General features: G+C 73.9%; 16 protein-coding genes. 11 read left to right on the top strand and 5 right to left on the bottom strand.

The window, feature by feature from the left end:
- Positions 1-9 precede the first annotated feature (9 nt).
- Both IE330_RS03575 and IE330_RS03580 read left to right on the top strand, forming a co-directional pair.
- Positions 10-1,008 (top strand): carbohydrate ABC transporter permease, encoded by a 999-nt coding sequence (locus IE330_RS03575; RefSeq protein ID WP_229925351.1) that lies wholly within the window; start codon positions 10-12, stop codon positions 1,006-1,008.
- Positions 1,005-1,877 (top strand): carbohydrate ABC transporter permease, encoded by an 873-nt coding sequence (locus tag IE330_RS03580; protein ID WP_229925353.1) that lies wholly within the window; start codon positions 1,005-1,007, stop codon positions 1,875-1,877. Before IE330_RS03575 ends, IE330_RS03580 begins: the two co-directional genes overlap by 4 nt.
- A gap of 58 nt (positions 1,878-1,935) precedes the next feature.
- Here IE330_RS03580 and IE330_RS03585 read toward each other — a convergent pair whose 3' ends face one another.
- Positions 1,936-2,817, bottom strand: a complete 882-nt coding sequence (locus IE330_RS03585) for a chitosanase (RefSeq protein ID WP_190134350.1) — start codon at positions 2,815-2,817, stop codon at positions 1,936-1,938.
- Between the two features lie 83 nt (positions 2,818-2,900).
- Here IE330_RS03585 and hsaD point away from each other — a divergent pair, with 83 nt between their 5' ends.
- A complete protein-coding gene (gene hsaD, locus IE330_RS03590; protein WP_229925355.1) occupies positions 2,901-3,785 on the top strand; it encodes a 4,5:9,10-diseco-3-hydroxy-5,9,17-trioxoandrosta-1(10),2-diene-4-oate hydrolase in 885 nt (294 codons plus the stop codon).
- A complete protein-coding gene (locus tag IE330_RS03595; protein ID WP_190134351.1) occupies positions 3,782-4,528 on the top strand; it encodes a VWA domain-containing protein in 747 nt (248 codons plus the stop codon). Before hsaD ends, IE330_RS03595 begins: the two co-directional genes overlap by 4 nt.
- 54 nt (positions 4,529-4,582) lie before the next feature.
- On the opposite strand, the gene IE330_RS03600 is transcribed toward IE330_RS03595, so the two are convergent.
- Positions 4,583-5,074 (bottom strand): MarR family winged helix-turn-helix transcriptional regulator, encoded by a 492-nt coding sequence (locus IE330_RS03600; RefSeq protein WP_190134352.1) that lies wholly within the window; start codon positions 5,072-5,074, stop codon positions 4,583-4,585.
- A gap of 256 nt (positions 5,075-5,330) precedes the next feature.
- Here IE330_RS03600 and IE330_RS03605 point away from each other — a divergent pair, with 256 nt between their 5' ends.
- On the top strand, positions 5,331-6,773 hold the full coding sequence (locus IE330_RS03605) for an MFS transporter (RefSeq protein ID WP_190134353.1): 1,443 nt from the start codon (positions 5,331-5,333) through the stop codon (positions 6,771-6,773).
- Positions 6,774-6,867: 94 nt separating this feature from the next.
- On the opposite strand, the gene IE330_RS03610 is transcribed toward IE330_RS03605, so the two are convergent.
- Positions 6,868-7,764, bottom strand: coding sequence for a hypothetical protein (locus IE330_RS03610; protein WP_190134354.1), 897 nt, complete (start codon positions 7,762-7,764; stop codon positions 6,868-6,870).
- 279 nt (positions 7,765-8,043) lie between these two features.
- On the opposite strand from IE330_RS03610, the gene IE330_RS03615 reads away from it, so the two are divergent.
- Entirely contained in the window at positions 8,044-8,844 is an 801-nt protein-coding gene (locus tag IE330_RS03615) for a S1 family peptidase (RefSeq protein WP_229925356.1), read from the top strand.
- Positions 8,845-9,441: 597 nt separating this feature from the next.
- Complete coding sequence (locus IE330_RS03620; protein WP_190134356.1) at positions 9,442-12,534, top strand: endo-alpha-N-acetylgalactosaminidase family protein; 3,093 nt, start codon at positions 9,442-9,444, stop codon at positions 12,532-12,534.
- Between the two features lie 232 nt (positions 12,535-12,766).
- Here the strand turns inward: IE330_RS03620 and IE330_RS03625 are convergent, their stop codons facing one another.
- Positions 12,767-14,545, bottom strand: coding sequence for a glycoside hydrolase family 35 protein (locus IE330_RS03625; RefSeq protein WP_190134357.1), 1,779 nt, complete (start codon positions 14,543-14,545; stop codon positions 12,767-12,769).
- Between the two features lie 199 nt (positions 14,546-14,744).
- Between IE330_RS03625 and IE330_RS03630 the strand changes: the two genes are divergently transcribed.
- Both IE330_RS03630 and IE330_RS03635 read left to right on the top strand, forming a co-directional pair.
- On the top strand, positions 14,745-15,680 hold the full coding sequence (locus IE330_RS03630) for a helix-turn-helix domain-containing protein (protein WP_190134358.1): 936 nt from the start codon (positions 14,745-14,747) through the stop codon (positions 15,678-15,680).
- A gap of 11 nt (positions 15,681-15,691) precedes the next feature.
- The gene (locus IE330_RS03635) at positions 15,692-16,027 is read left to right on the top strand and encodes a chorismate mutase (protein WP_190134359.1); all 336 of its coding nucleotides are present in this window, start codon (positions 15,692-15,694) and stop codon (positions 16,025-16,027) included.
- A 25-nt stretch (positions 16,028-16,052) separates the two neighbouring features.
- Here IE330_RS03635 and eno read toward each other — a convergent pair whose 3' ends face one another.
- A complete protein-coding gene (eno, locus tag IE330_RS03640) occupies positions 16,053-17,330 on the bottom strand; it encodes a phosphopyruvate hydratase (protein ID WP_190134360.1) in 1,278 nt (425 codons plus the stop codon).
- 195 nt (positions 17,331-17,525) lie between these two features.
- On the opposite strand from eno, the gene IE330_RS03645 reads away from it, so the two are divergent.
- Both IE330_RS03645 and pepN read left to right on the top strand, forming a co-directional pair.
- Complete coding sequence (locus IE330_RS03645; RefSeq protein ID WP_190134361.1) at positions 17,526-17,948, top strand: MarR family winged helix-turn-helix transcriptional regulator; 423 nt, start codon at positions 17,526-17,528, stop codon at positions 17,946-17,948.
- 403 nt (positions 17,949-18,351) lie between these two features.
- Positions 18,352-20,856, top strand: coding sequence for an aminopeptidase N (gene pepN / locus IE330_RS03650; RefSeq protein ID WP_190134362.1), 2,505 nt, complete (start codon positions 18,352-18,354; stop codon positions 20,854-20,856).
- Positions 20,857-21,150: the final 294 nt, after the last annotated feature.

The following is a 21,150-nucleotide window of genomic DNA, read 5'->3' on the forward strand; positions in this document are numbered from 1 at the left end:
GTCACTGCCGTGAAAGACACGCTCGTCAGCGGCGAGCCGAAGGCCACCATCCCTTCGGCCCGCGGCTCCCGCCCCGCCGACGGCGCGGCGGAGGCCGCCCGCCGCCGCAAGAAGCTGATCACCCTCACCCGGCCCTGGCTGCTGCTCGCGCCCTCGCTCGTCGTGCTCGCGGGCCTGCTCCTGTGGCCGCTGATCCAGGTCGGCAAGCTGTCCCTGGAGGACTACAAGGTCAAGTTCGGCGGCGGCGAGAGCACGTTCACCGGACTCGACCACTACCAGGACCTGCTCAGCAGCGACCTGCTGTGGAAGACCGTCCTGCCGAACACGGTGTTCTTCGCCTTCGCCTGCGTCGGCCTGACCGTCGCGCTCGGCACCGCCGTGGCGCTGCTGCTCAACCGCCTCGGCCCGACGTGGAAGCTGATCTGCTCGGTGTCCATCCTGGCCGCCTGGGCGATGCCCGCGGTCACCGGCACGTACGTGTGGATCTGGCTCTTCCAGCCGCAGGACGGCATGGTCAGCCAGCTCGCGGACTCCCTCGGCCTGATCGACGCCGAGACGACCAACTGGTTCACCGAGCGCCTGCCGTTCTACGTCATCGCCACCATCAACGTGGTGCACCACGGCTTCCCGTTCGTGGCGATCACCGTCCTCGCCGGGCTGCTGACCATCCCCAAGGAGCTCTACGAGGCGGGCGAGATCGACGGCGCCAACGCCTGGCAGCGGTTCTGGAAGATCACCGTGCCGACCATCAAGCCCGTCTTCCTGGTGGTGACCATCCTCTCCACCATCTGGGACTTCAAGGTCTTCACCCAGGTCTTCCTGATGCCGGGCGGCAGCGGCGACAACCCCGACGTCTACAACCTCGGCGTGTACTCGTACATCGAGGCGTTCGCCAAGAACGACTACGGTGCGGGCGCCGCGGCCGCGGTGCTGCTCACGCTGCTGCTGCTCGTCATCACCATCGTCTACATCCGTACGCTGTTCCGGCAGGGGGAGGAGGACCTGTGAGCACCGCCAAGGTCCCGGCCGCGCTCGGGCAGGGCAAGTCCCGCCGCCGCACCAGTCGCGCCGCGCGCTTCGGACTGCCCCTCGCGGTCGCCGCGCTGCTGGCCTTCACGCTCTTCCCCGTCTACTGGATGGTCTCCACGGCGCTCGATCCGAAGGCGCTCACGCGCGGCTCGGACCTGCTGCCGAGCGGACTGACCTTCGACCACTTCGACTTCGTCTTCGACCGCGGCAACTTCGGCACCTACCTGCTGAACTCCGCGATCGTCGGGGTCTCCACGATTCTCGCGGCCGCGCTGCTCTCGCTGTTCGCGGCGATCGCCGTGGCGCGCTTCAAGTTCAAGTTCCGCACCTCCGTGCTGATCATGGTCCTCGTCGTGCAGATGGTGCCGCTGGAGGCCCTGGTCATCCCGCTGTTCATCCAGATGCGGGACTACGAGATGCTCAACTCGCTGCTCGGCCTGTCGATCGTGTACATCGCGCTGTCGCTGCCGTTCGCGATCTGGACGCTGCGCGGCTTCGTCGCCGCGGTGCCCAAGGAGGTCGAGGAGGCGGCGTACATCGACGGCGCGTCCTGGTTCCGGATGTTCTGGTCGGTGCTGCTTCCGCTGGTCGGGCCCGGCCTGGTGGCCACCTCGATCTTCGCCTTCATCACGGCGTGGAACGAGTTCGTGTTCGCGTACACCTTCATGAAGGGCAGCGACAAGTACACGGCGGCCGTCGGCATCTTCCAGTTCTTCGGTGAGAACTCCACCGCCTGGGGGCCCGTGATGGCCAGCTCCACGCTGGTCACGCTGCCCGTGATGATCTTCTTCGTGATCGTGCACCGCAGGCTGGGCTCCGGCCTCGCCGCCGGGGCGGTCAAGGGCTGAGCCGCCCTCGCCTCGCGCCCACGCGGGCCCGGACCCCTCGGCGGGGTCCGGGCCCGCGTCATTTCGCGACCCGGTACGCGTCCCCGTACACCCGCCACGTCAGCGGCGTCCGCAGGGCCAGGTTGCCCTCGCGCAGGAAGCGGCGCTGGGCCGTGTCGATGCGCGAGGTGTCCCGATGGGCCCGCTCGCTCTTCATGACCTCGCGCCGGACGTCCAGGAAGGCATGGAGGTACGCCGTCTCGTCGCCGCCCTCCGCCGGGGTGCGGGCCTTCGCGAGCGCCGCCCCGCGCAGGCCGTGGAAGGACTTCGGGCCGCTGCCGGGGCCGTGCACGACCATCGCGTCGTAGTAGACGAACTGCCCCAGCGTCCCCAGGCCGTCGAGCTTGGCGAGCCGGACCGCCGGGTCGAAGTAACGGCGGTCGCGCGCCGCGTCCTGGGCGGCGCGGAAGGCGGGCTCGCGCGCCTCCGCCTTCCAGGCCCGGACGAAGCCGCGCCCGAGCCCCCGGTGCGAGGCGCTGCCGTCGACCGCGCGCAGGGCGGGCAGATAGCGGGCGAGGCCGTTGCCGGGGTGGCGCTCGGTGTACGTCTCGACGAGCTCCAGCAGGTCGTGGGTGCCGGTGCAGAAGCCGATGAGGCCTGCGGTGTAGCCGCGGCCGTCGCCGATGTCCTCGACGTAGCCGTACTGGCCGCGCCAGTCGAGCGTGGAGTTCTCCGCGCTGGACACGAGCTTGAAGGCCAGCTCCCGCTTCGCGGGCGCCGCGAGGCCCGGCGGCAGCGCGGCCACCCGCGCGTCGTCCGTGCGCCCGTCGGCCGCCGAACCGCTCTCGTCGTAGGGGCGCGCGGCGGTCGGCCCGGCCTTTCCGTCGGGCTCCCCGGAGCAGGCGACCGCGGTGAGGACGAGGGGGACGACCGCGAGGAGGAGCGGACCAGCGCGTTTCATGCGGCTCAGGGTACGGCCGTGGCCCCGGAGCCACCGCGTCCGGCGGGCGGCGCCGATGCGCGTGCGTGAGGGAAGATGATCGAGTGACAAGTACCAACAGCGGGGCGGAGTTCAGTCGTGCGGCGACCTCCCGGGTCGCCGAGGCCGGAGGCCTGAGGCTCCGGTACCACGAGGCCGGGCCGCGGGACCCGGCCGCGCCCGTCCTGGTGATGCTGCACGGCGGCGGCCCCGGCGCCTCCGCCTGGTCGGCCTTCGGCCCCCTCCTGCCCGCCCTCACCCGCCACTTCCGTACGCTGCTCGTCGACCAGCCCGGCTTCGGCGCCTCCGACAAACCCGAACTCGACCGGGACTTCTACTCCTTCAGCGCCGCCGCCGTGGCCGCCCTCCTGGACGCACTCGGCGTGGAGCGCGCGCACGTCGCGGGCGCCTCCCTCGGCGGCGGCGCCTGCGTCCGCCTGGCCCTGGACCACCCGGGCATGGTCGACCGGCTGCTGCTCATGGCCCCGGGCGGCCTCGCCCTGAACGTCTTCACGGCCGAACCCTCGGAGGGCGTGCGGCGGCTCATCGAGTTCGGCAGCAGGCCCGAGCCGACGCGGGAGGACCTGCGGGCGTTCCTGACGACCCTCGTCCACGACCCGTCGTACGTCACCGACGACCTCGTCGAGGAGCGGTACGCCGCCGCTCTCGACCCCGGGGCCCGGCTCGGCGCCCGGCGCGTCGGTGCCGCGTTCGCCGCGTGGCCGCACGAGGCGATGCTGTGGCGCGAGGCGCACCGCGTCACCCGGCCGACGCTCCTGACCTGGGGGCGCGAGGACCGGGTCAACCCGCTCGACGGCGCGTTCGTCGCCCTCAAGGCGATGCCCGACGCCCGCCTGCACGTCTTCCCGCGCTGCGGGCACCTGGCCTTCGTCGAGCGGGCGGACGCGTTCGTGCGGCTCGCCGTCGACTTCCTCACGGAGCCGGTGTGAGCGCCGCGATCAGCCTGCGCAAGGTCGAGGAGACGGCCCCCGCGCTGGTCAGCCTCTACAAGACGGCGGGCGACCGGCTGCGCGAGCACGGCCTGGCGGGGGAGCGGGCGGCCGTGTACCTGGTCCTCGACCACTCCGGCTCGATGCGGCCGTACTACCGCGACGGCAGCGTCCAAGCGCTCGCCGACCGCGTGCTCGGCCTGTCCGCGCACCTGGACGACGACGGCACCGTGCCGACCGTGTTCTTCTCCACCGACGTGGACGCCGTCACCACCGTCGAACTGGCCCGCCACCGGGGCCGCATCCAGCAGATCGCCGACGGCCTCGGCCACATGGGCCGGACCAGCTACCACCTGGCCATGGACGCCGTCATCGACCACTACCTGGACAGCGGTGCCACGGCCCCCGCCCTGGTCGTCTTCCAGACCGACGGCGGCCCCGTCAACAGGCTCGCCGCCGAGCGGTACCTGTGCAAGGCCGCGAGGCTGCCCCTGTTCTGGCAGTTCATCGGCTTCGGCGACCCCGGCAGCACGCAGTTCGACTACCTGCGGCGCCTCGACGACCTGGCCGTCCCCGAGAAGCGGCCCGTCGACAACGCCGGCTTCTTCCACGCCGGCGAGCAGCCGGGCACCGTGCCCGACGCCGTCCTGTACGACCGCCTGGTCGCGGAGTTCCCGCGCTGGCTCGCGGCGGCACGGGCTCGCGGGATCGTCGCCCCGCGCACGGCGGCCGTCCCCGGCTGACGCATCCATCGGGCGCTCGCGCTTCCCGGGACGGGCGCGCGGACGGTACGGGGGTTACTCCGCGAGCCGGGCCGCGGCCCGGCGCTGGCGCTCCGTCGCGCCGTCCAGGAAGCGGATGACCGTCTCCAGCTCCCGCGTGGTGAACTCCTCGCAGAGCTCCAGCACGTCGCGCCCCCAGTCCTCGAAGATCTCCGCGAGCCCGGCGATGGCCTCCCGGCGCAGCTCGACCAGGACGCGCCGCTTGTCGCTCGGGTGCTTGATCCGGCGGACGAACCCCTTGGCCTCCAGGCGGTCGACCAGACCGGTCACGGAGGCGGGGGCCAGGCCGGTGCGCTGCGCGAGGTCCTTCGCGGTGAGCGGCCCGTCGCGCTCCAGGAGGTCGAGCGTCTTGCCCTCCGTGGCGTTCAGCCCCTGCCGGGCCGCGACGGCCGAGTGGAACATCACGGCGACCGAGCTGTTCTCACGGCCCGCGGTGAACAGGCGGCGCAGCACCTCGTCCCGCGACGGGTCGTCGGCGGTCCCGGGGTGCTCGGGCGTGCGGGTCATGGCGGAGAGGCTATCAAAAGTTTCGTTCGGGCTAACGAAAGACTTGCGCCGGAGGCGGGGCGGGTGCGAGTCTTTCGTTCGGCCGAACGAAATAAAAGGCCGAGCGGGTCGGGAGTCGGAGCCGGAAGAAGCCGGAGAGAGCCGGAGCCTGGAACCGGAGAGAGCCGGAGCGGCAGCCGGAGCCGGGGAGAGCCGGGGAGCCGGAGCCGGTGCCCGAGTCGGGAGCCGGTCGGCCGGACACACCAGGAGGAGAGGCATGCCCACCACGCACACCCCGCCGCGCACGGCCGCCGGCACCCCGTACCCACGGCGCTGGGCGGCCGCCGCGGTCATGATGGTCGCCGCCCTGATGGACCTGCTGGACGTGACGATCGTGAACGTCGCGATCCCGTCGATAGGCCGCGACCTCGGCGCCTCCGAGAGCGCCTTGCAGTGGATCGTCTCCGCGTACCTGCTCGGCTTCGCCGCCACGCTCATCGTCGCGGGGCACCTGGGCGACCGGTACGGCCGCAAGGCGCTCTTCCTCGCCGGCACCGCGGGCTTCGGCCTGGCGAGCCTGGCCTGCGGGGCGGCGCAGTCACCGGGGCAGCTCGTGGCGGCGCGCGCCGTGCAGGGGGTGACGGCGGCCCTCCTCGTACCGCAGGTGCTCGGCTCCTTCCGCACCCTGTTCCAGGGCAAGGAGCGCGGTGCCGCCTTCGGGATGTACGGGGCCGTCGCCGGGTTCGCCTCCGCGGTCGGGCTGCTGCTGGGCGGGGTGCTCACCGACGCCGATCTGTTCGGCTGGGGCTGGCGGTCGGTGTTCCTGGTGAACCTCCCCGTCGCGGCGGCGACCCTCGTGGCCGGGGCCGTCCTGGTCCCGGCCACGAGGGAGCGGTCCGCAGGGCGGCCCGACGTCCTCGGCGGCCTGGTGCTCGCGGCCGCGCTCGTCGCCGTCGTGCTGCCGCTGGTGCAGGGGCACGCGAACGGCTGGCCCCTGTGGGGCTGGGGGTGCCTGGCCGCCGGGGTGGCCGCGCTCGCCGCGCTCGGCGTGGCCGAGGGGCGGCGCCGGTCGCGGACCGTGGTGCCGCTGCTCCCGGCGCGGGCGTTCGGGCTGCCCGCGTTCTCCGTCGGGGTGCTGGTGCAACTCCTGTTCTCCGTGGGCATGCAGGGGTTCTTCCTGGTCTTCGCGGTCTGGCTCCAGGGCGGCGAGGGCTACACGCCGATGCAGGCCGGTCTCGTCACGGTCGCCTTCTCCGTGGGCGGCTTCGTGACCGCGCCCGCCGCGGACGGGCTCGCGGTGCGGTACGGGCGCCTGGTGCTCGGCGCCGGGGCGCTGCTGATGGCGGGCGGGTTCGCCTGGGTGTGGGCGGCCGTCGAGGGCTCGGGCCCCGAGCACACCGGGGCGTGGCCGCTGGTACCGGGGCTGCTCGTGGCCGGGGCGGGGCTCGGCCTCCTGGTCGTGCCGCTGGTGAACGTCGTCCTGTCGGCAGTACCCGGGGACCTCGCGGGCGGGGCGTCCGGCATCTTCTCCACGGCCCAGCAGTTCGGCGGGGCGTTGGGGGCGGCGGTGGTCGGCACGGTGTTCTTCGAGCGTCTTGGGTCGGGGGCCGACGGGTTCACCGAGGCCCTGGGGGCGGCCATGCCGTGGGTGGTGGGCGCCTTCGTGCTCTGCGCGGCCCTCTGCGGCGCGCTCCCGCGCCGGGCCACCCACCCGTCCTGACACGACCCGGCCCTCCACGCCGGTTGCTGCCCCGGCTGCCTTCGCCCTGCCCGGCGAGGTACGCCGGGGGAGAGTCCCGCCACCGGCACGGGACTCACGTGTCGCAGTCCAGGAGGGTGCGGCAGAGCGCGCACCGGGCGCGTGTCCTGCCCCGGGCCGGGAGCCGGATGCGCTGGTGGCAGGTGGGGCAGGCGAAGGAGACCCGGAGCGGCCCCGCCGCGTCCGGCCGGGAGAAGGCGTACGGGCCCCCGTCCCGAGGGCCCGTCCCGTGGTCGAGGGCGTACCGCCGGTCCTTGGCGTAGCGCCGCCGCCCCGCCCAGCCCGCGGCCGTCAGCGGCGGCTGCTGTCCGTCGTGGCGCGCCCGCGCGAGCCCCTTCGTGTACGCGGTGTACGCCTGCGCGCTGGTGAACCACGTCTCGGGCGCCTCGCCGAACACCAGGGCCCGCTTGGCCAGCACGTACCCGAACTCCTCCGGCGTGAGGTAGCCGAGCTTCTGCGAGGACGCGCCGTCCTCGCGGTAGGCGTCCAGGAGCAGCCAGCCCGCGCCGAGGTAGGTCGTCGCGGTGTCGGTGAGGATCTCGTTGGCGCGGGTGCCGGGGAAGGAGAGGCCGAGGCGGTGCAGGTAGACGTGCATCACCTCGTGCGCGAGCGCCGCGCCGATGTCCCTGCGGTGGTGCCGGAAGCGGTCGTTCAGCTCGATGAAGTACTCCGGCCCCGCGGCCAGTTCGACGGACGCCGCGTGCTCCATCGCGCGGAACGAGACGATCACCCGGGCGTCGGGCAGCCGCAGGTGGCGCACCATCTCGCGGGCCACGCGCTGGGCGCCCAGGTGCAGGTCGTCCTGGTCGCAGAAGGCCACGTCGGCGGGGGCCACGCTGGTGTCGAAGGTGTGGACGGTGTCGTACGAGAGCCGCTTGTACAGCGCGGTGATCGCCGAGCGGACCGTCTCCAGATGCGGGTAGCCGTGCTCCACGGGGCCGCCGTCGGCCACGCCGTCACCCCCCGAGCCGTGGCGGGACCCGTTCCCGGACGCCCGCTCCGGGTCCCGCGTGGATCATCCCAACTTGCCCCTACTGTACGGGGGTCGTTCGCGCCAGCACCCGGGCGCGGGCCCGAAGGCTGGCCGAAAACCAACCCTTGTCGGCCGCGCGCGGGCCTCCTCATAATCCAACAACGCTTTGGCGGGCTCATGCCACGCAGCGCTCCGGCGTGTGCGGCATGGGCCCGTCGCGTTGCGCCACCCCCCACAACTCCCACGAAGGGACACCACGTGAAGACCGACAAGTTCCGTGGAGTGAAGAGAGCCGCCGTCCTCGGGTCCATCGCCCTCGCCGGCCTCAGCCTGCAGCCCCTCGCCGCCCAGGCGGCCCCGCACCCCGGCCCGAACCCGGGCGAGCGCGTCGTCGGCGGCGTGCGCGCCGCGCAGGGCGAGTTCCCGTTCATGGTGCGCCTGTCGATGGGCTGCGGCGGCTCCCTGCTGAAGCAGGACGTCGTCCTGACCGCGGCCCACTGTGTGGACGGCTCCGGCGCCAACACGTCCATCACGGCCACCGCCGGCGTCGTGGACCTGCAGAGCTCCAGCGCCATCAAGGTCAAGTCCACCAAGGTCCTGCAGGCCCCCGGCTACAACGGCAGCGGCAAGGACTGGGCCCTCATCAAGCTCGCCAAGCCCATCAACCTGCCCACGCTGAAGATCGCCACCGACACCAAGTTCAACAACGGCAACTTCACCGTCGCGGGCTGGGGCGCCGCCCGTGAGGGCGGCCCGCAGCAGCGCTACCTGCTCAAGGCCACCGTCCCGTTCGTGAGCGACGCCGACTGCCAGAAGGCGTACAACGGCGACATCATCCCCGGCGAGGAGCTCTGCGCGGGCAAGCTCGGCGTCGGCGGCGTCGACACGTGCCAGGGCGACTCCGGCGGCCCCATGTTCCGCAAGGACGACAAGGGCCAGTACATCCAGGTCGGCATCGTGAGCTGGGGCACCGGCTGCGCCCGCCCGGCCTACCCCGGTGTCTACACCGAGGTGTCCACCTTCGCGGCCGACATAACCAAGGCCGCCGGCCAGCTCTGACGTCCCCCGCACCGCCGCGGCACCGCACGTGGTGCGCGCGGTGACCGGTGCCGTCACGGAGCCGGGTCCCGACCGGGGCCCGGCTCTTCCGCGTGTACGCGTGCGCACGAGCCGCCCGTGGTTCCGGCCCGGCCCCGCGCGACCCCGGCCCGGCGCGCACCTTCCCGCGAGGCCATGGACCCGGCCCGGGGAGACCCTGTCCCGCAAGTCCCGGCCCGCGCCAGGGCCCCGGCCCGCCGCGGCCCCCTGTGCCCACCGGCGCTCACGGCGCCCCCGCCGGGGCCCACCGAACCGCGGGCGCTCGCCCACGCCGGTGCCGCGTCCGGGCCACCCGTGACGGCTGAGGCGGAACACGGCCTTCATGAACGGCTTCCGGCCGAACTCGCGACCGCCGCCCGCACCCTCACGCGCGAGACCCCGCCCGCACCCCCAGGTGTGAGACGCAACCCGCGCCCCCACGTGCGAGGCCCTCGCCGCAGGCCCCCCACCGCACTTAGTCCAACACCTGCCCCGTCTTTGTCCATGGGCGCCCCCGCCCCCCGCGGCGCATCGTGACCGTCACCAACTCCGCCGATCCGTCCCACGGAGGGTGCGCCCATGCCGCCGTCGTCACAGCCGTCCGGGCCGAGCCGCAGAGCCGTCGTCGCCACCGGGGCGCTCGCCCCGCTGGGAGCCGCCGTCGGCACGGGCACCGCGCACGCGGCCCCCGCCGCGCCCCACCAGGCACCCGCCGGCGAGGCCGTGCTGCGCTCCGCCGCGCTCGACGTCCGCGTCGCCACCGGCTTCCCGCGCGTCATCGCGTACACCGACCGCGCCACCGGCGCCGTCCTGCACGGACAGCCCGACCCCGTCACCACCCTCCTCATCGACGACAAGGAGCACACCCCGCGCGTCACCGCGGTCGCCCACGACGACCGTGCCGTCTACGTCCTCGCCCTCGACGGCGGCACCCGCGTCACGGTGGAGATCACGGTGAAGGGCCGCCAGGTCCACTGGCGCGTCACCCGCATCGAGGACACCGCGGCCCTGCGCATCGGCACCCTCGCCGTCCCCGGCCTCGCCCTGCTGTCCGTGCGCAGCGACCAGCCCGGCGCGGCGCTGCTCGCCGCCCGCGTCCAGCTCGACCGGGCCAGGAGCGGCGACACCCTCGTACGCCTCACGGCCGACACCCCCGCCCAGGCGCCCACGGGCTGCGCGTACGCGGTGCTCGCCCACGACACCCTCGGCGGCGCGATCGAGACCAACACCAGCTACGACAAGCCCACCGCGGCCACCAGTTGGGAGAACGGCCGCCTGTGGTGGCGGACCGTCCGCGCCGACGGCCGCACCGAGGCCCGCCTGGCCCCGGGCCAGTGGACCCACCGCGCCGCCACCGCCCCCGTCGACGCCACCGAGCCGCTGCCGTACGCCACCGTCGTCGTCACCGGCGACCGCAACGGCGACGGCACCGTCGACTGGCAGGACGCCGCGATCGCCTTCCGCGACATCATGGTGAACCCGCTCGGCGCCGACGAGCAGCACCTGCGCGTCGTCCCGCACATCGCCTTCAACTTCGCCTCACAGGCCACCAACCCGTTCCTCACCACCCTCGACCACGTCAAGCGCGTCCACCTGGCCACCGACGGCCTGCGCCAGTACACCCTGCTCAAGGGCTACCAGTCCGAGGGCCACGACTCCGCCCACCCCGACTACGCGGGCCACTACAACACCCGCGCCGGCGGCCTCGACGACCTCAACACCCTCGTCCGCGAGGGCGCCCGGTGGAACAGCGACTTCGGCGTCCACGTCAACGCCACCGAGTCCTACCCCGTGGCCCACGCCTTCTCCGAGACCCTCGTCGACAAGACGGACGAGCAGTGGGACTGGCTCGACCAGAGCTACCGCATCGACCAGCGCCGCGACCTCGTCTCCGGCGACATCGTCCGGCGCTTCGCCGACCTGCGCCGCGAGACCCACGAGGCGCTCAACACCCTCTACATCGACGTGTTCCGCGAGTCCGGCTGGACCTCCGACCGCCTCCAGCGCGCCCTGCGCGAGCAGGGCTGGACCGTCACCACCGAATGGGGCCACGGCCTGGAACGCTCGGCCGTCTGGTCCCACTGGGCGACCGAACCCGACTACGGCCCCGACACCTCCCGCGGCATCAACTCCCAGCTCATCCGCTTCATCCGCCACCACCAGAAGGACGTCTTCGCCGACAAGTGGCCCACCCTCCTCGGCACCGCCCGCATGGGCAACTTCGAGGGCTGGGTCGGCAAGACCGACTGGACCGCCTTCCACCGCCTCATCTGGACGCACTCCCTGCCCGCCAAGTACCTCCAGGCCCACCCCGTCAAGACGTGGACCGAGCACGAGATCACCTTCTTCGGGGCCGGCGCGACCTCCGTCACCGACACCGGCGGCACCCGCCGCATCACCACCGACGGCCACCTCGTCTACGACGACGGCACCTATCTGCTCCCCTGGGAGCCCCGCACCGCCACCGACCCCGCCAAGCTCTACCACTACAACCCGCGCGGCGGCACCAGCACCTGGACCCTGCCCCGTGGCTGGGCGGGCGCCCGCAGGGTGTGGCTGTACCGGCTCACCGACCAGGGCCGCGTCCTCGTCCGCGCCCTGCCCGTCCGCCGCGGCACGGTCACCGTCGACGCCCGCGCCGACCAGCCGTACGTCATCCACCGCTCGCGCGCCCGCGCCCTGCCCGACCCCGACTGGGGCCAGGGCACCCCGCTGCGCGACCCCGGCTTCCACGCCGGTGACCTGGCCGCCTGGCGGGTCACCGGGCCCGCCGCCGTCGAACGCAGCGCCCTCGGCGACCACGAGCTGGTGATCGCCCCCGGCGCCGCCGCCACCGTCAGCCAGCGCCTGCGCCGCCTCAAGCCCGGCGCGTACGTCGCCTCCGTACAGGTGGAGGTGGGGAGCACGGCGGGGGAGCGGCGCACCGCCGCCCTGGAGGTGCGCACCGCCGACGGCGTCACCGCCACGAACTGGACCGCCACCTCCACCGCGGTCAACCACGTCGCCGCCGACGCCAAGCACGGCACCCGCTTCCAGCGCCTGTTCACCCCCTTCACCGTGCCCGAGGGCGGCGGGCCCGGGCGCCTCACGCTGCGCGCCGCGGCCGGGCGGGCCCGGGTCCGCTTCGACAACGTCCGCGTCGTCGCCACCACGCCCGCGCCCCGGCTGCCCCGGGGCGTCCTGTGCCGCGAGGACTTCGAGCACGTGCCCCAGGGGTGGGGGCCCTTCGTCAAGGGCGACGCCGGCGGAGCCACCGACCCGCGCACCCACATCGCGCAGCGGCACGCGCCGTTCACCCAGCGCGGCTGGAACGGCAAGGCCGTCGACGACGTCGTCGACGGCGGCCAGTCCCTCAAGTCCCGCGGCGAGAACGAGGGGCTGGTCCACCGCACCGTCCCCCACACCGTCCGCTTCGCGCCCGGCCGCCGCTACCGGGTGTCCTTCCGCTACGAGAACGAGAAGGCAGGACAGTACGCCTGGGTGACGGCCGTCGACACCCCCGCCCCACGCGAACTCTCCCGCGACCCCCTCCCGGAGGCCCACACCCCCACCACCCACACCTACGAGTTCACCGCCCCCGAGGACGGCGAGGCATGGGTGGGCCTGCGCAAGGTCGGCGGCGACGGCAAGGCGGAGTTCATCCTGGACACGTTCGAGGTCCGCGAGGTCTGACCTGGCCGGGGGCTCCCCCATCCCGCCCCTTCCCGAAACCAGGGGGCCGCGCCCCCTGGACCCCCGTATCGCGCTGACGCGCTCGTCCTCAAACGCCGGACGGGCTCAAGATCTCCAGCGCGCCCACGGCTCAAGATCTCAGTTGCGCTCGGCGGAAAGATCCAGCCCGTCCGGCGTTTGAGGACGAGGCGCGGAGCGCCGAAAAGCGGGGCCCAGGGGCGGCAGCCCCTGGTTACGGGAAGGGGCGGGATTGGGGAGCCCCCGGCAGGGCCCCCAGCCGCACCTCGGCCACCCCCGCCACCCCCTCCACCTCCAGCACCCACACCGCATTACCCCCCTCCCGCACCACAGCCCCCGGCACGAACAGCACCCGCTGCGGCCCCACCCCCCAGTACCGCCCCACACAGAACCCGTTCACCCAGGCGAACCCCCGCGTCCACCCGGGAAGTTCCAGCACCGCGTCCCCCGCCCCGACCACCTCCACCACCCCCCGGTACAGCCCGGCCCGCCCCTCCCCGGCCCCCTCCGAAGGCACCCCGTGCGCCGCCTCGAACGCCCCCAGCTCCACCCCCGCCGCCCGCACCCCGTGCACGTACTGCCGCTCGTGCAGCAGCCCCCCGGTGAGCCCCTTCGCCTCCCCGAGCCGGGGCCCGTAGGAGACCCGCCCCAGCGACTCCACCCACAGCTCGACCCGCGCGCCCCCCGGCACGGGCCCGGGCAGCGCGGGGGAGTCCTCGGTGAGCACCCCGGCCCGCACCCCGTCGACGTACACCACGGCCCGGTCCCGCAGCCCCGGCGCGCTCAGCGGATACGCCCCGCGCGGCCCGGGCAGCGTGACGGAGTAGCGGACCAGACCCCGGTCGACGCCCAGGTCCTCGAAGGCGGGCGGCACGGCGTGCTCGGCCTCGGGCGTGCCCAGGCACGCGGCCACCGCGTCCAGTGGCGCCCACTCCCCGAGCCGCCCGGTCACGGGCCGCGCCAGCTCCGCCGGAGCGGGCGGCAGCCCGGGCGGCGGCGCGTCCGCGTACTCGGCGAGGACCTCCCGGAACAGCCAGAACTTCTCGGTGGGCCGCCCGTACTCGTCGATCGGCGCGTCGTAGTCGTACGACGTCACATCCGGCTCCAGGGGCCCGTCGTGCAGCGCGCCCCCGCCCCGGTTCGCCCCCGCCCACCCGGCGAAGCTCGTCCCGCCGTGCGCCATGTACACATTCACCGACGCCCCGCACTCCAGGATCTCCCGCAGCGCGTCCGCCGCGTCGCGCGGCGCGCGCCCCACGTGCTCCGCGCCCCAGTGGTCGAACCAGCCGCACCAGAACTCCATGCACATCAGCGGCCCCGCCGGCCGGTGCCGGCGCAGCACGCCGAAGGCCTCCCGGGCCCGGGAGCCGAAGTTCACCGTCGCCAGGACGCCCGGCACGCCGCCGCCCGACAGCATGTGGTCCTCGGGCCCGTCGGACGTACACAGCTCCGCCGTCACCCCGAGCCCCCGCACCAGGTCCGTCAGCGCCCGCAGGTACACCCGGTCCGAGCCGTAGCTGCCGTACTCGTTCTCCACCTGCACGAGCACCACCGGGCCGCCCCGGTCGTGCTGCCGCGCCACCACCTGCGGCAGCAGTTGCGCGAACCACCGCTCCACGTGCGCCAGGTACCGCTCGTCACGGCTGCGCACCCGCGCCCCCAGCTCGCCCGTCAGCCACCACGGAAGCCCGCCGTTGTCCCACTCGGCGCAGATGTACGGGCCGGGCCGCACGATGGCCCACAGCCCCGCCGCGTCCGCCGCGTCGAGGAACCGGCCCAGCGCGCCCACGTCGTGGAACTCTCCCGGCCGCGGCTCGTGCACGTTCCACGGTACGTACGTCTCCACGCAGTTCAGGCCCATCGCCCGCAGCATCGCCAGGCGGTGGTCCCACTGCGCCTCGTGCACCCGGAAGTAGTGCAGCGCCCCCGAGAGCAGCCGCACCGGCCGCCCGTCCAGCTCGAACCCGTCCTCACCCGCCCGGAAGCAGCCCATCGCCCCGCCCGCCTCGCTTCCCGTACCGCCCCGTCACGTCCTGCGGCCACGATCACCCCTGGCGGACGGCCCGGTCCATGGACAAAGATCGGGCCGGGTTGGACACAACGACACGGCGGGGACGGCCCACGGAAGGACAGGCACGGACACGAGCACGGGACGGACACAGCCAAGGGCACGAAGAAGGAGGCGGCCGCCGATGTACCACACCTGGATGCGGTACTTCACACCCGGCCCGGTCCACCACCGCCTCGGCCTGGTCTGTCTCGGCGTCGGGCTCCAGCACGGGACGCTGCCCGCCGTCGGCCCCCGCACCCTCGACCACCACGTCGCCCTCGTCGTCAGCGCGGGCACCGGCTGGTACGCCACCCCCGACGGGCGCCGCCGGCCCGTCACCGCACCCGCCCTGATCTGGCTCGTGCCCGGCGTCCCGCACCACTACGGCGCCGACCCCGGCCACGGCTGGGACGAGTGCTTCGTCGACTTCACCGGACCCGCCACCGCCACCTACACCGAACTCGGCTACATCGAACCCGCCCGGCCCGTCGTCCCCCTGTCCGACCCGGCCGCCGCCCGCACCGTCGTCGCCCGCATCGCCCGCGCCGCCCGCCGCGGCAACCCCCTCCTGGAGGTCGAGACCGGCGCCGCCGTCCACGAACTCCTGGTCGCGCTGCGCCGCGCCCGCGCCGACCTCGCCCCCGGCGGCGACCCCGTCCTCGAGGCCCTGGCCCGCGACGCCTGCACCCCCCTGACCGTCGCCGAGCACGCCGCCCGCCAGGGCATGAGCCCCGCCGCCCTGCGCGCCGCCGTACGCCGCGGCGCCGGATGCAGCCCCAAGGACTACCTCCTCGGCGTCCGCCTCGGCCGCGCCAAGGAACTCCTCGCCGCCACCGAGCTGCCCGTCGCCGCCGTCGCCCGCCGCGTCGGCTACGACGACCCCGCCTACTTCTCCCGCCTGTTCACCCGCCGCGTCGGCACCGCCCCGGTACGCTTCCGCGCCCAGCAGGGCCGCGCCGTGCCCGGCGGCTGGTCCCGGCAGGTCCCCGACCCCGACGATCCGCCGCAGCTCGCCCTGGAAGGCGGGGGAGACCTGGACCCCCTGGACGGCCCGGGGCGCCCGGACGCGGCAACGTAGGCTTCCGTGCCATGACCACGAAGCACCCCGCCGACCCCGCCGTGCTCGCCGAGCTGACCCGGCTGCGCGACAGCATCGACAACATCGACGCGGCCGTCGTCCACATGCTCGCCGAACGCTTCAAGTGCACCCAGCAGGTCGGCCACCTCAAGGCCCAGCACCACCTGCCCCCCGCCGACCCGGCCCGCGAGTCCCGCCAGATCACCCGGCTGCGCGAACTCGCCGAGAACGCCAAGCTCGACCCGGCCTTCGCGGAGAAGTTCCTCACCTTCATCATCGCGGAGGTGATCCGCCACCACGAACAGATCGCCGACACCACGGGCGGCGAGGAGAGCCGCACCGCGTGAGGCCGGGCCGGGCCGGGGGACCCGCCTAGCGGCGCAGCGCCCGCGCCCCCGCGTACCGGGCGCTGTCGCCCAACTGCTCCTCGATCCGGATCAGTTGGTTGTACTTGGCGGTACGGTCCGAGCGGGAGAGCGAGCCGGTCTTGATCTGGCCGCAGCCCGTGGCCACCGCCAGGTCCGCGATCGTCGTGTCCTCCGTCTCTCCCGAGCGGTGCGACATGACGACGGTGTAACCCGCCCGGTGAGCGGCGTCCACGGTCGCCAGGGACTCCGTGAGGGTGCCGATCTGATTGACCTTGACCAGGATCGAGTTGGCGACGCCGGACTCGATGCCCTCCCGCAGGAGGGCCTCGTTCGTGCAGAACACGTCGTCCCCGGTGAGCTGGCACCGCGCGCCGACCCGCGCGGTCAGGTCCCGCCACCCCGCCAGGTCGTCCTCGGCCATCGGGTCCTCGACGGACACCACGGGGTAGGCGTCGATCAGCTTGACCAGGTATGCGGCGTGCTCGGCAGGCGTACGCCGTACGCCCTCCCCGGTGTAGTCGTAGACGCCGTCGCGGAAGAACTCGGACGACGCCGGGTCCATGACCAGGCCGACGTCCGTGCCCGGCCGGTAGCCCGCGCGCTCGATCGCCCGCACCACGAAGTCCAGCGCCTCCTCGGCGGTACGCAGGGCCGGGGCGAAGCCCCCCTCGTCGCCCACGCCGGTGGAGTGCCCGGCGGCCAGGAGGTCGCGCCGCAGGGTGTGGAAGATCTCGGACCCCGTCCGCACGGCCTCCGCGAAGGTCTCCGCGCCGATCGGCGCGATCATGAACTCCTGGAAGTCCAGCGGATTGTCGGCGTGGGCGCCCCCGTTGACGATGTTCATCATCGGTACGGGCAGCAGCCGGGCACCGGCACCGCCGAGGTAGCGGTAGAGCGGCAGCCGGTGGGCGGCGGCCGCGGCCTTGGCGGTGGCCAGGGAGACCCCGAGCAGCGCGTTGGCGCCGAGCCTGGACTTGGCGGGGGTGCCGTCCGTGGCGACGAGGACGGCGTCCAGGCCCGCCTGGTCCTCGGCCTCGCGACCGGTGACCGCGGCGGCGAGCTCCGTGTTGACGTGCCGTACCGCCTGGTCGACGCCCTTGCCGTGCCAGCGGGCCGGGTCGCCGTCGCGCAGCTCGACGGCCTCACGGGCGCCGGTCGAGGCGCCCGAGGGGACCGCGGCCCGGCCGAGGGACCCGTCCGCCAGCTCGACGTCCACCTCGACGGTGGGGTTGCCCCTGCTGTCGAGGACGCGGCGGCCGGTGACGGAGGTGATGGCGGTCATGGGAGCCCTTCCCGTTGTCGCGTACGCGCCGGGGCCCGGCTGCGGCGACGGTGGCGCTGGCTCCGGCACCGGAACTCTACAGCAAAACTGTGCAGTTCCTCTGTTCAGTTCTCCTGTGCAGTTCTGCTGTTCAGGTTCGCTGCTCAGCTCGGCTGCTCAGTCCTGCTGCGCAGGCGCGCTGCGTTAACATCCGGTATGCCCCTTCCGGAATCCGCCGCCGTCGCGGCCGAACTGCGCACCGCGATCGGCAAGCTCACGCGGCGCGTGAAGCTCGAGGACCAGATGCCGTTCGGCCAGGTGGCCGTCCTCGGCGCCCTGGACCGCAGCGGCGCGATGACGACCAGCGACCTGGCGGCCGACCAGCGGGTACGCCCCCAGTCCATGGCCCGGGCCGTGGGACTGCTCATGGAGCAGGGGCTGGTCACACGCCGGGCCCACCCGACCGACGGCCGCAAGAGCCTGGTCGAGCTCTCCGCCGCGGGGCGGGCACTCCTGGAGGAGGAGCGGGGGCGCAGGGCGGACTGGCTCGCGCGGGCGATCGAGGCGGAACTGACGGGCGAGGAGCGGGAGTTGCTGGCGCGGGGCATCGGGCTGCTGGAGCGGCTCGCGGCGCACTAGGGACCCGGCGGACCAGGACCCGCCCCCCCTCGTAGGGGCCCCGACGTCGGCCCCGGCGGAAGCCGGTCCCCCGCAGCGGAAGCCGAGCCCCACGCCGAAGCCGAGCCCTTAGCCGAAGCCACAGCCGGGTCCCGCAGCCGCAGCCGAGCCCACCAGCCAAGGGAAGCCACAGCCGCTACCCGGGCCCCAGCCGAAGCCGCCCCCGGACCCCGCAACCGTAAGGAAAACCGCAGCCCCGGCCCCAGCGGAAGCCGACGCCACCCCCGGAGCCCCGGCCCCACCCGCGGCGGCAGCCGCATCGCGCCCCGCCCGCGCGGAAACCGGGCCCGTGCCGCGGGCAGAGGTGGCAGCGCCCCGGGATATCCACTGCCAGGCGCCCCGCCAGATCAGGCACCATAACCAGATGCCCGCACTGACGCGCGACGAAGCGCAGACCCGAGCCCAGCTCCTCGACATCCAGCGGTACGAGATCAGCCTCGATCTCACCACCGGCGAGGAGACCTTCGACTCCCGCACGGTGATCACCTTCACCGCCGCCGCCGACGGCGACACCTTCGTCGAGCTGAAGCCCGCGCACCTGCGCTCCCTCACGCTCGACGGCACCCCCCTCGACCCCGAGGACCTCACCGGCAACCGCTTCCCGCTGCCCGCCCTCACCGCGGGCCCGCACCGCCTCACCGTCGACGCCGCCATGCGCTACTCCCGCACCGGCGAGGGCATGCACCGCTTCACCGACCCCACCGACGGCGAGACGTACGTCTACACCCAGCTCTTCCTGGACGACGTGCAGCGCGTCTTCGCCGCCTTCGACCAGCCCGACCTGAAGGCCGTCTTCGAGGTCGCCGTCACCGCCCCCGAGGACTGGACCGTCCTCGCCAACGGCGTCACCGAACACGACGGCCACGGCACCTGGCGCGCCACCCCCACCCCGCTCCTGCCGACCTACCTCGTCGCCGTCGCCGCGGGACCCTGGCACTCCGTCCGCACCGAACACCGCGGCCTGCCCTTCGGCCTGCACTGCCGCCGCTCCCTCGCCCCCCACCTCGACGCCGACGCCGAGGAACTCCTCGACATCACCCGCGCCTGCTTCGACCGCTACCACGAGAAGTTCGCCGAGCCCTACCCCTTCGACTCCTACGACCAGGCCTTCGTCCCCGAGTTCAACGCCGGAGCCATGGAGAACCCCGGCCTCGTCACCTTCCGCGACGAGTTCGTCTACCGCTCCGCCGTCACCGACACCCAGCGCCAGACCCGCGCCATGGTCGTCGCCCACGAGATGGCCCACATGTGGTTCGGCGACCTCGTCACCCTCGCCTGGTGGGACGACATCTGGCTCAACGAGTCCTTCGCCGAGTACATGGGCTACCAGACCCTCACCGAAGCCACCCGCTTCCGCGACACCTGGGTCGACTTCGGCGTCACCCGCAAGTCCTGGGGCTACGACGCCGACCAGCGCCCCTCCACCCACCCCGTCGCCCCCGCCCCCGACGCCGTCCCCGACACCGCCTCCGCGCTGCTCAACTTCGACGGCATCTCCTACGCCAAGGGCGCCGGTGCCCTGCGCCAGCTCGTCGCCTGGCTCGGCGAGAAGGACTTCCTCGCGGGCATCAACGCCCACTTCGCCCGCCACAAGTTCGCCAACGCCACCCTCGCCGACTTCATCGACTCCCTCGCCTCCGCCACCGACCGCGACGTCCACGCCTGGGCCGAGGCCTGGCTGCGCACCACCGGCGTCGACACCTTCACCCCCAAGGTCACCCACAGCGGCCGCGAGTGGACCCTCGCCCTCGACCGCGACGGCAGCCGCCCGCACCGCGTCGCCATCGGCGTCTACGACCGCGACCTGTCCGACGGCCGCCTGCTCGTCCTGCGCGAGCGCTACGAGACCGACGTCCCCGAACACTTCCCGCCCGCCCCCCGCGACGGCGGCCGCCCCGCGCTCATCGTCCCCAACGACCACGACCTCACCTACGCCAAGATCCGCCTCGACGACGTCTCGCTGGACACGACCCTGCGCTCCCTGTCCAGCGTCCCCGACCCCCTCACCCGCGCCGTGCTGTGGAACGCGCTGCGCGACATGGTCCGCGACGGCGACCTGCCGCCCGCCACCTACCTCGCCACCGCCCGCACCCACCTGCCCGCCGAGACCGACCTCGCCGTCGTCTCCGGCGTCCTCACCTTCGCCGGCGCCGTCATCACCGACCGCTACACCCCGCCCGCGCGACGGCCCGCCGCCCTCGCCACCCTCGACGCCCTCTGCCAGGACATCGTCCGCCGCACCGAGGACGGCTCCCACGCCGGCCTGCGACTCATCGCCGTACGCGGCCTCATCGACGCCGCCACCCAGGCCGAGCCCCTCCAGACCTGGCTCACCCTCGGCGCCGTGCCCGGCGGCCCCGAACTCGACCCCGAACTGCGCTGGCGCGCCCTCGCCCGCCTCGCCGCCCTCGGCGAGGCCGACGAGGACACCATCGCCGCCGAACTGCGCCGCGACCCCAGCGCCACCGGCCAGGAAGGCGCCGCCCGCTGCCGCGCCGCCCTGCCCGACCCCGAGGCCAAACGCCGCGCCTGGGACGCCCTGTTCACCACCGACGAGCTGTCCAACTACCTGTTCACCGCCACTGCCCAGGGCTTCTGGCAGGCCGGACAGGACGACCTCGTCCGCCCCTACGTCGCCCGCTACTTCGACGACGCCGTCGGCCTCGCCGCCCGCCGCGGCCCCGCCATCGCCGAAGCCGCCGGCCGCCTCGCCTTCCCGATGACCGTCGTCGACGACGACACCCTGCACCTCGGGGAGACCTGCCTGGCCCGCACCGACCTCACCCCGGCCCTGCGCCGCCGCCTCACCGACCAACTCGACGACCTGGCCCGAGCCCTACGCGTACGCCGCAAGGCCGAACACAACTAACCCCTCCCCGCCCCCCACCCCACTCCCGCCGCCCCGAAGCCCGGCATCGAGCCCGCCCCGAGGCCCGGGACGAGCGCGCCAGCGCGACAACACGAGCGGTGGGGCAGGGGGATTCCAGCCTGTCCGACGCCTGAGGACGACCACGAGGCGCGCCGAGGAGTCCCAGCCCGTCCGGCGTTTGAGGACGAGCGCGCCTGCGCGACAACACGAGTGGCGGGGCAGGGGGATTCCAGCCTGTCCGACGCCTGAGGACGACCACGAGGCGCGCCGAGGAGTCCCAGCCCGTCCGGCGTT

This window comes from Streptomyces longispororuber, assembly GCF_014656095.1.
Taxonomy (GTDB): Bacteria; Actinomycetota; Actinomycetes; order Streptomycetales; family Streptomycetaceae; genus Streptomyces; species Streptomyces longispororuber.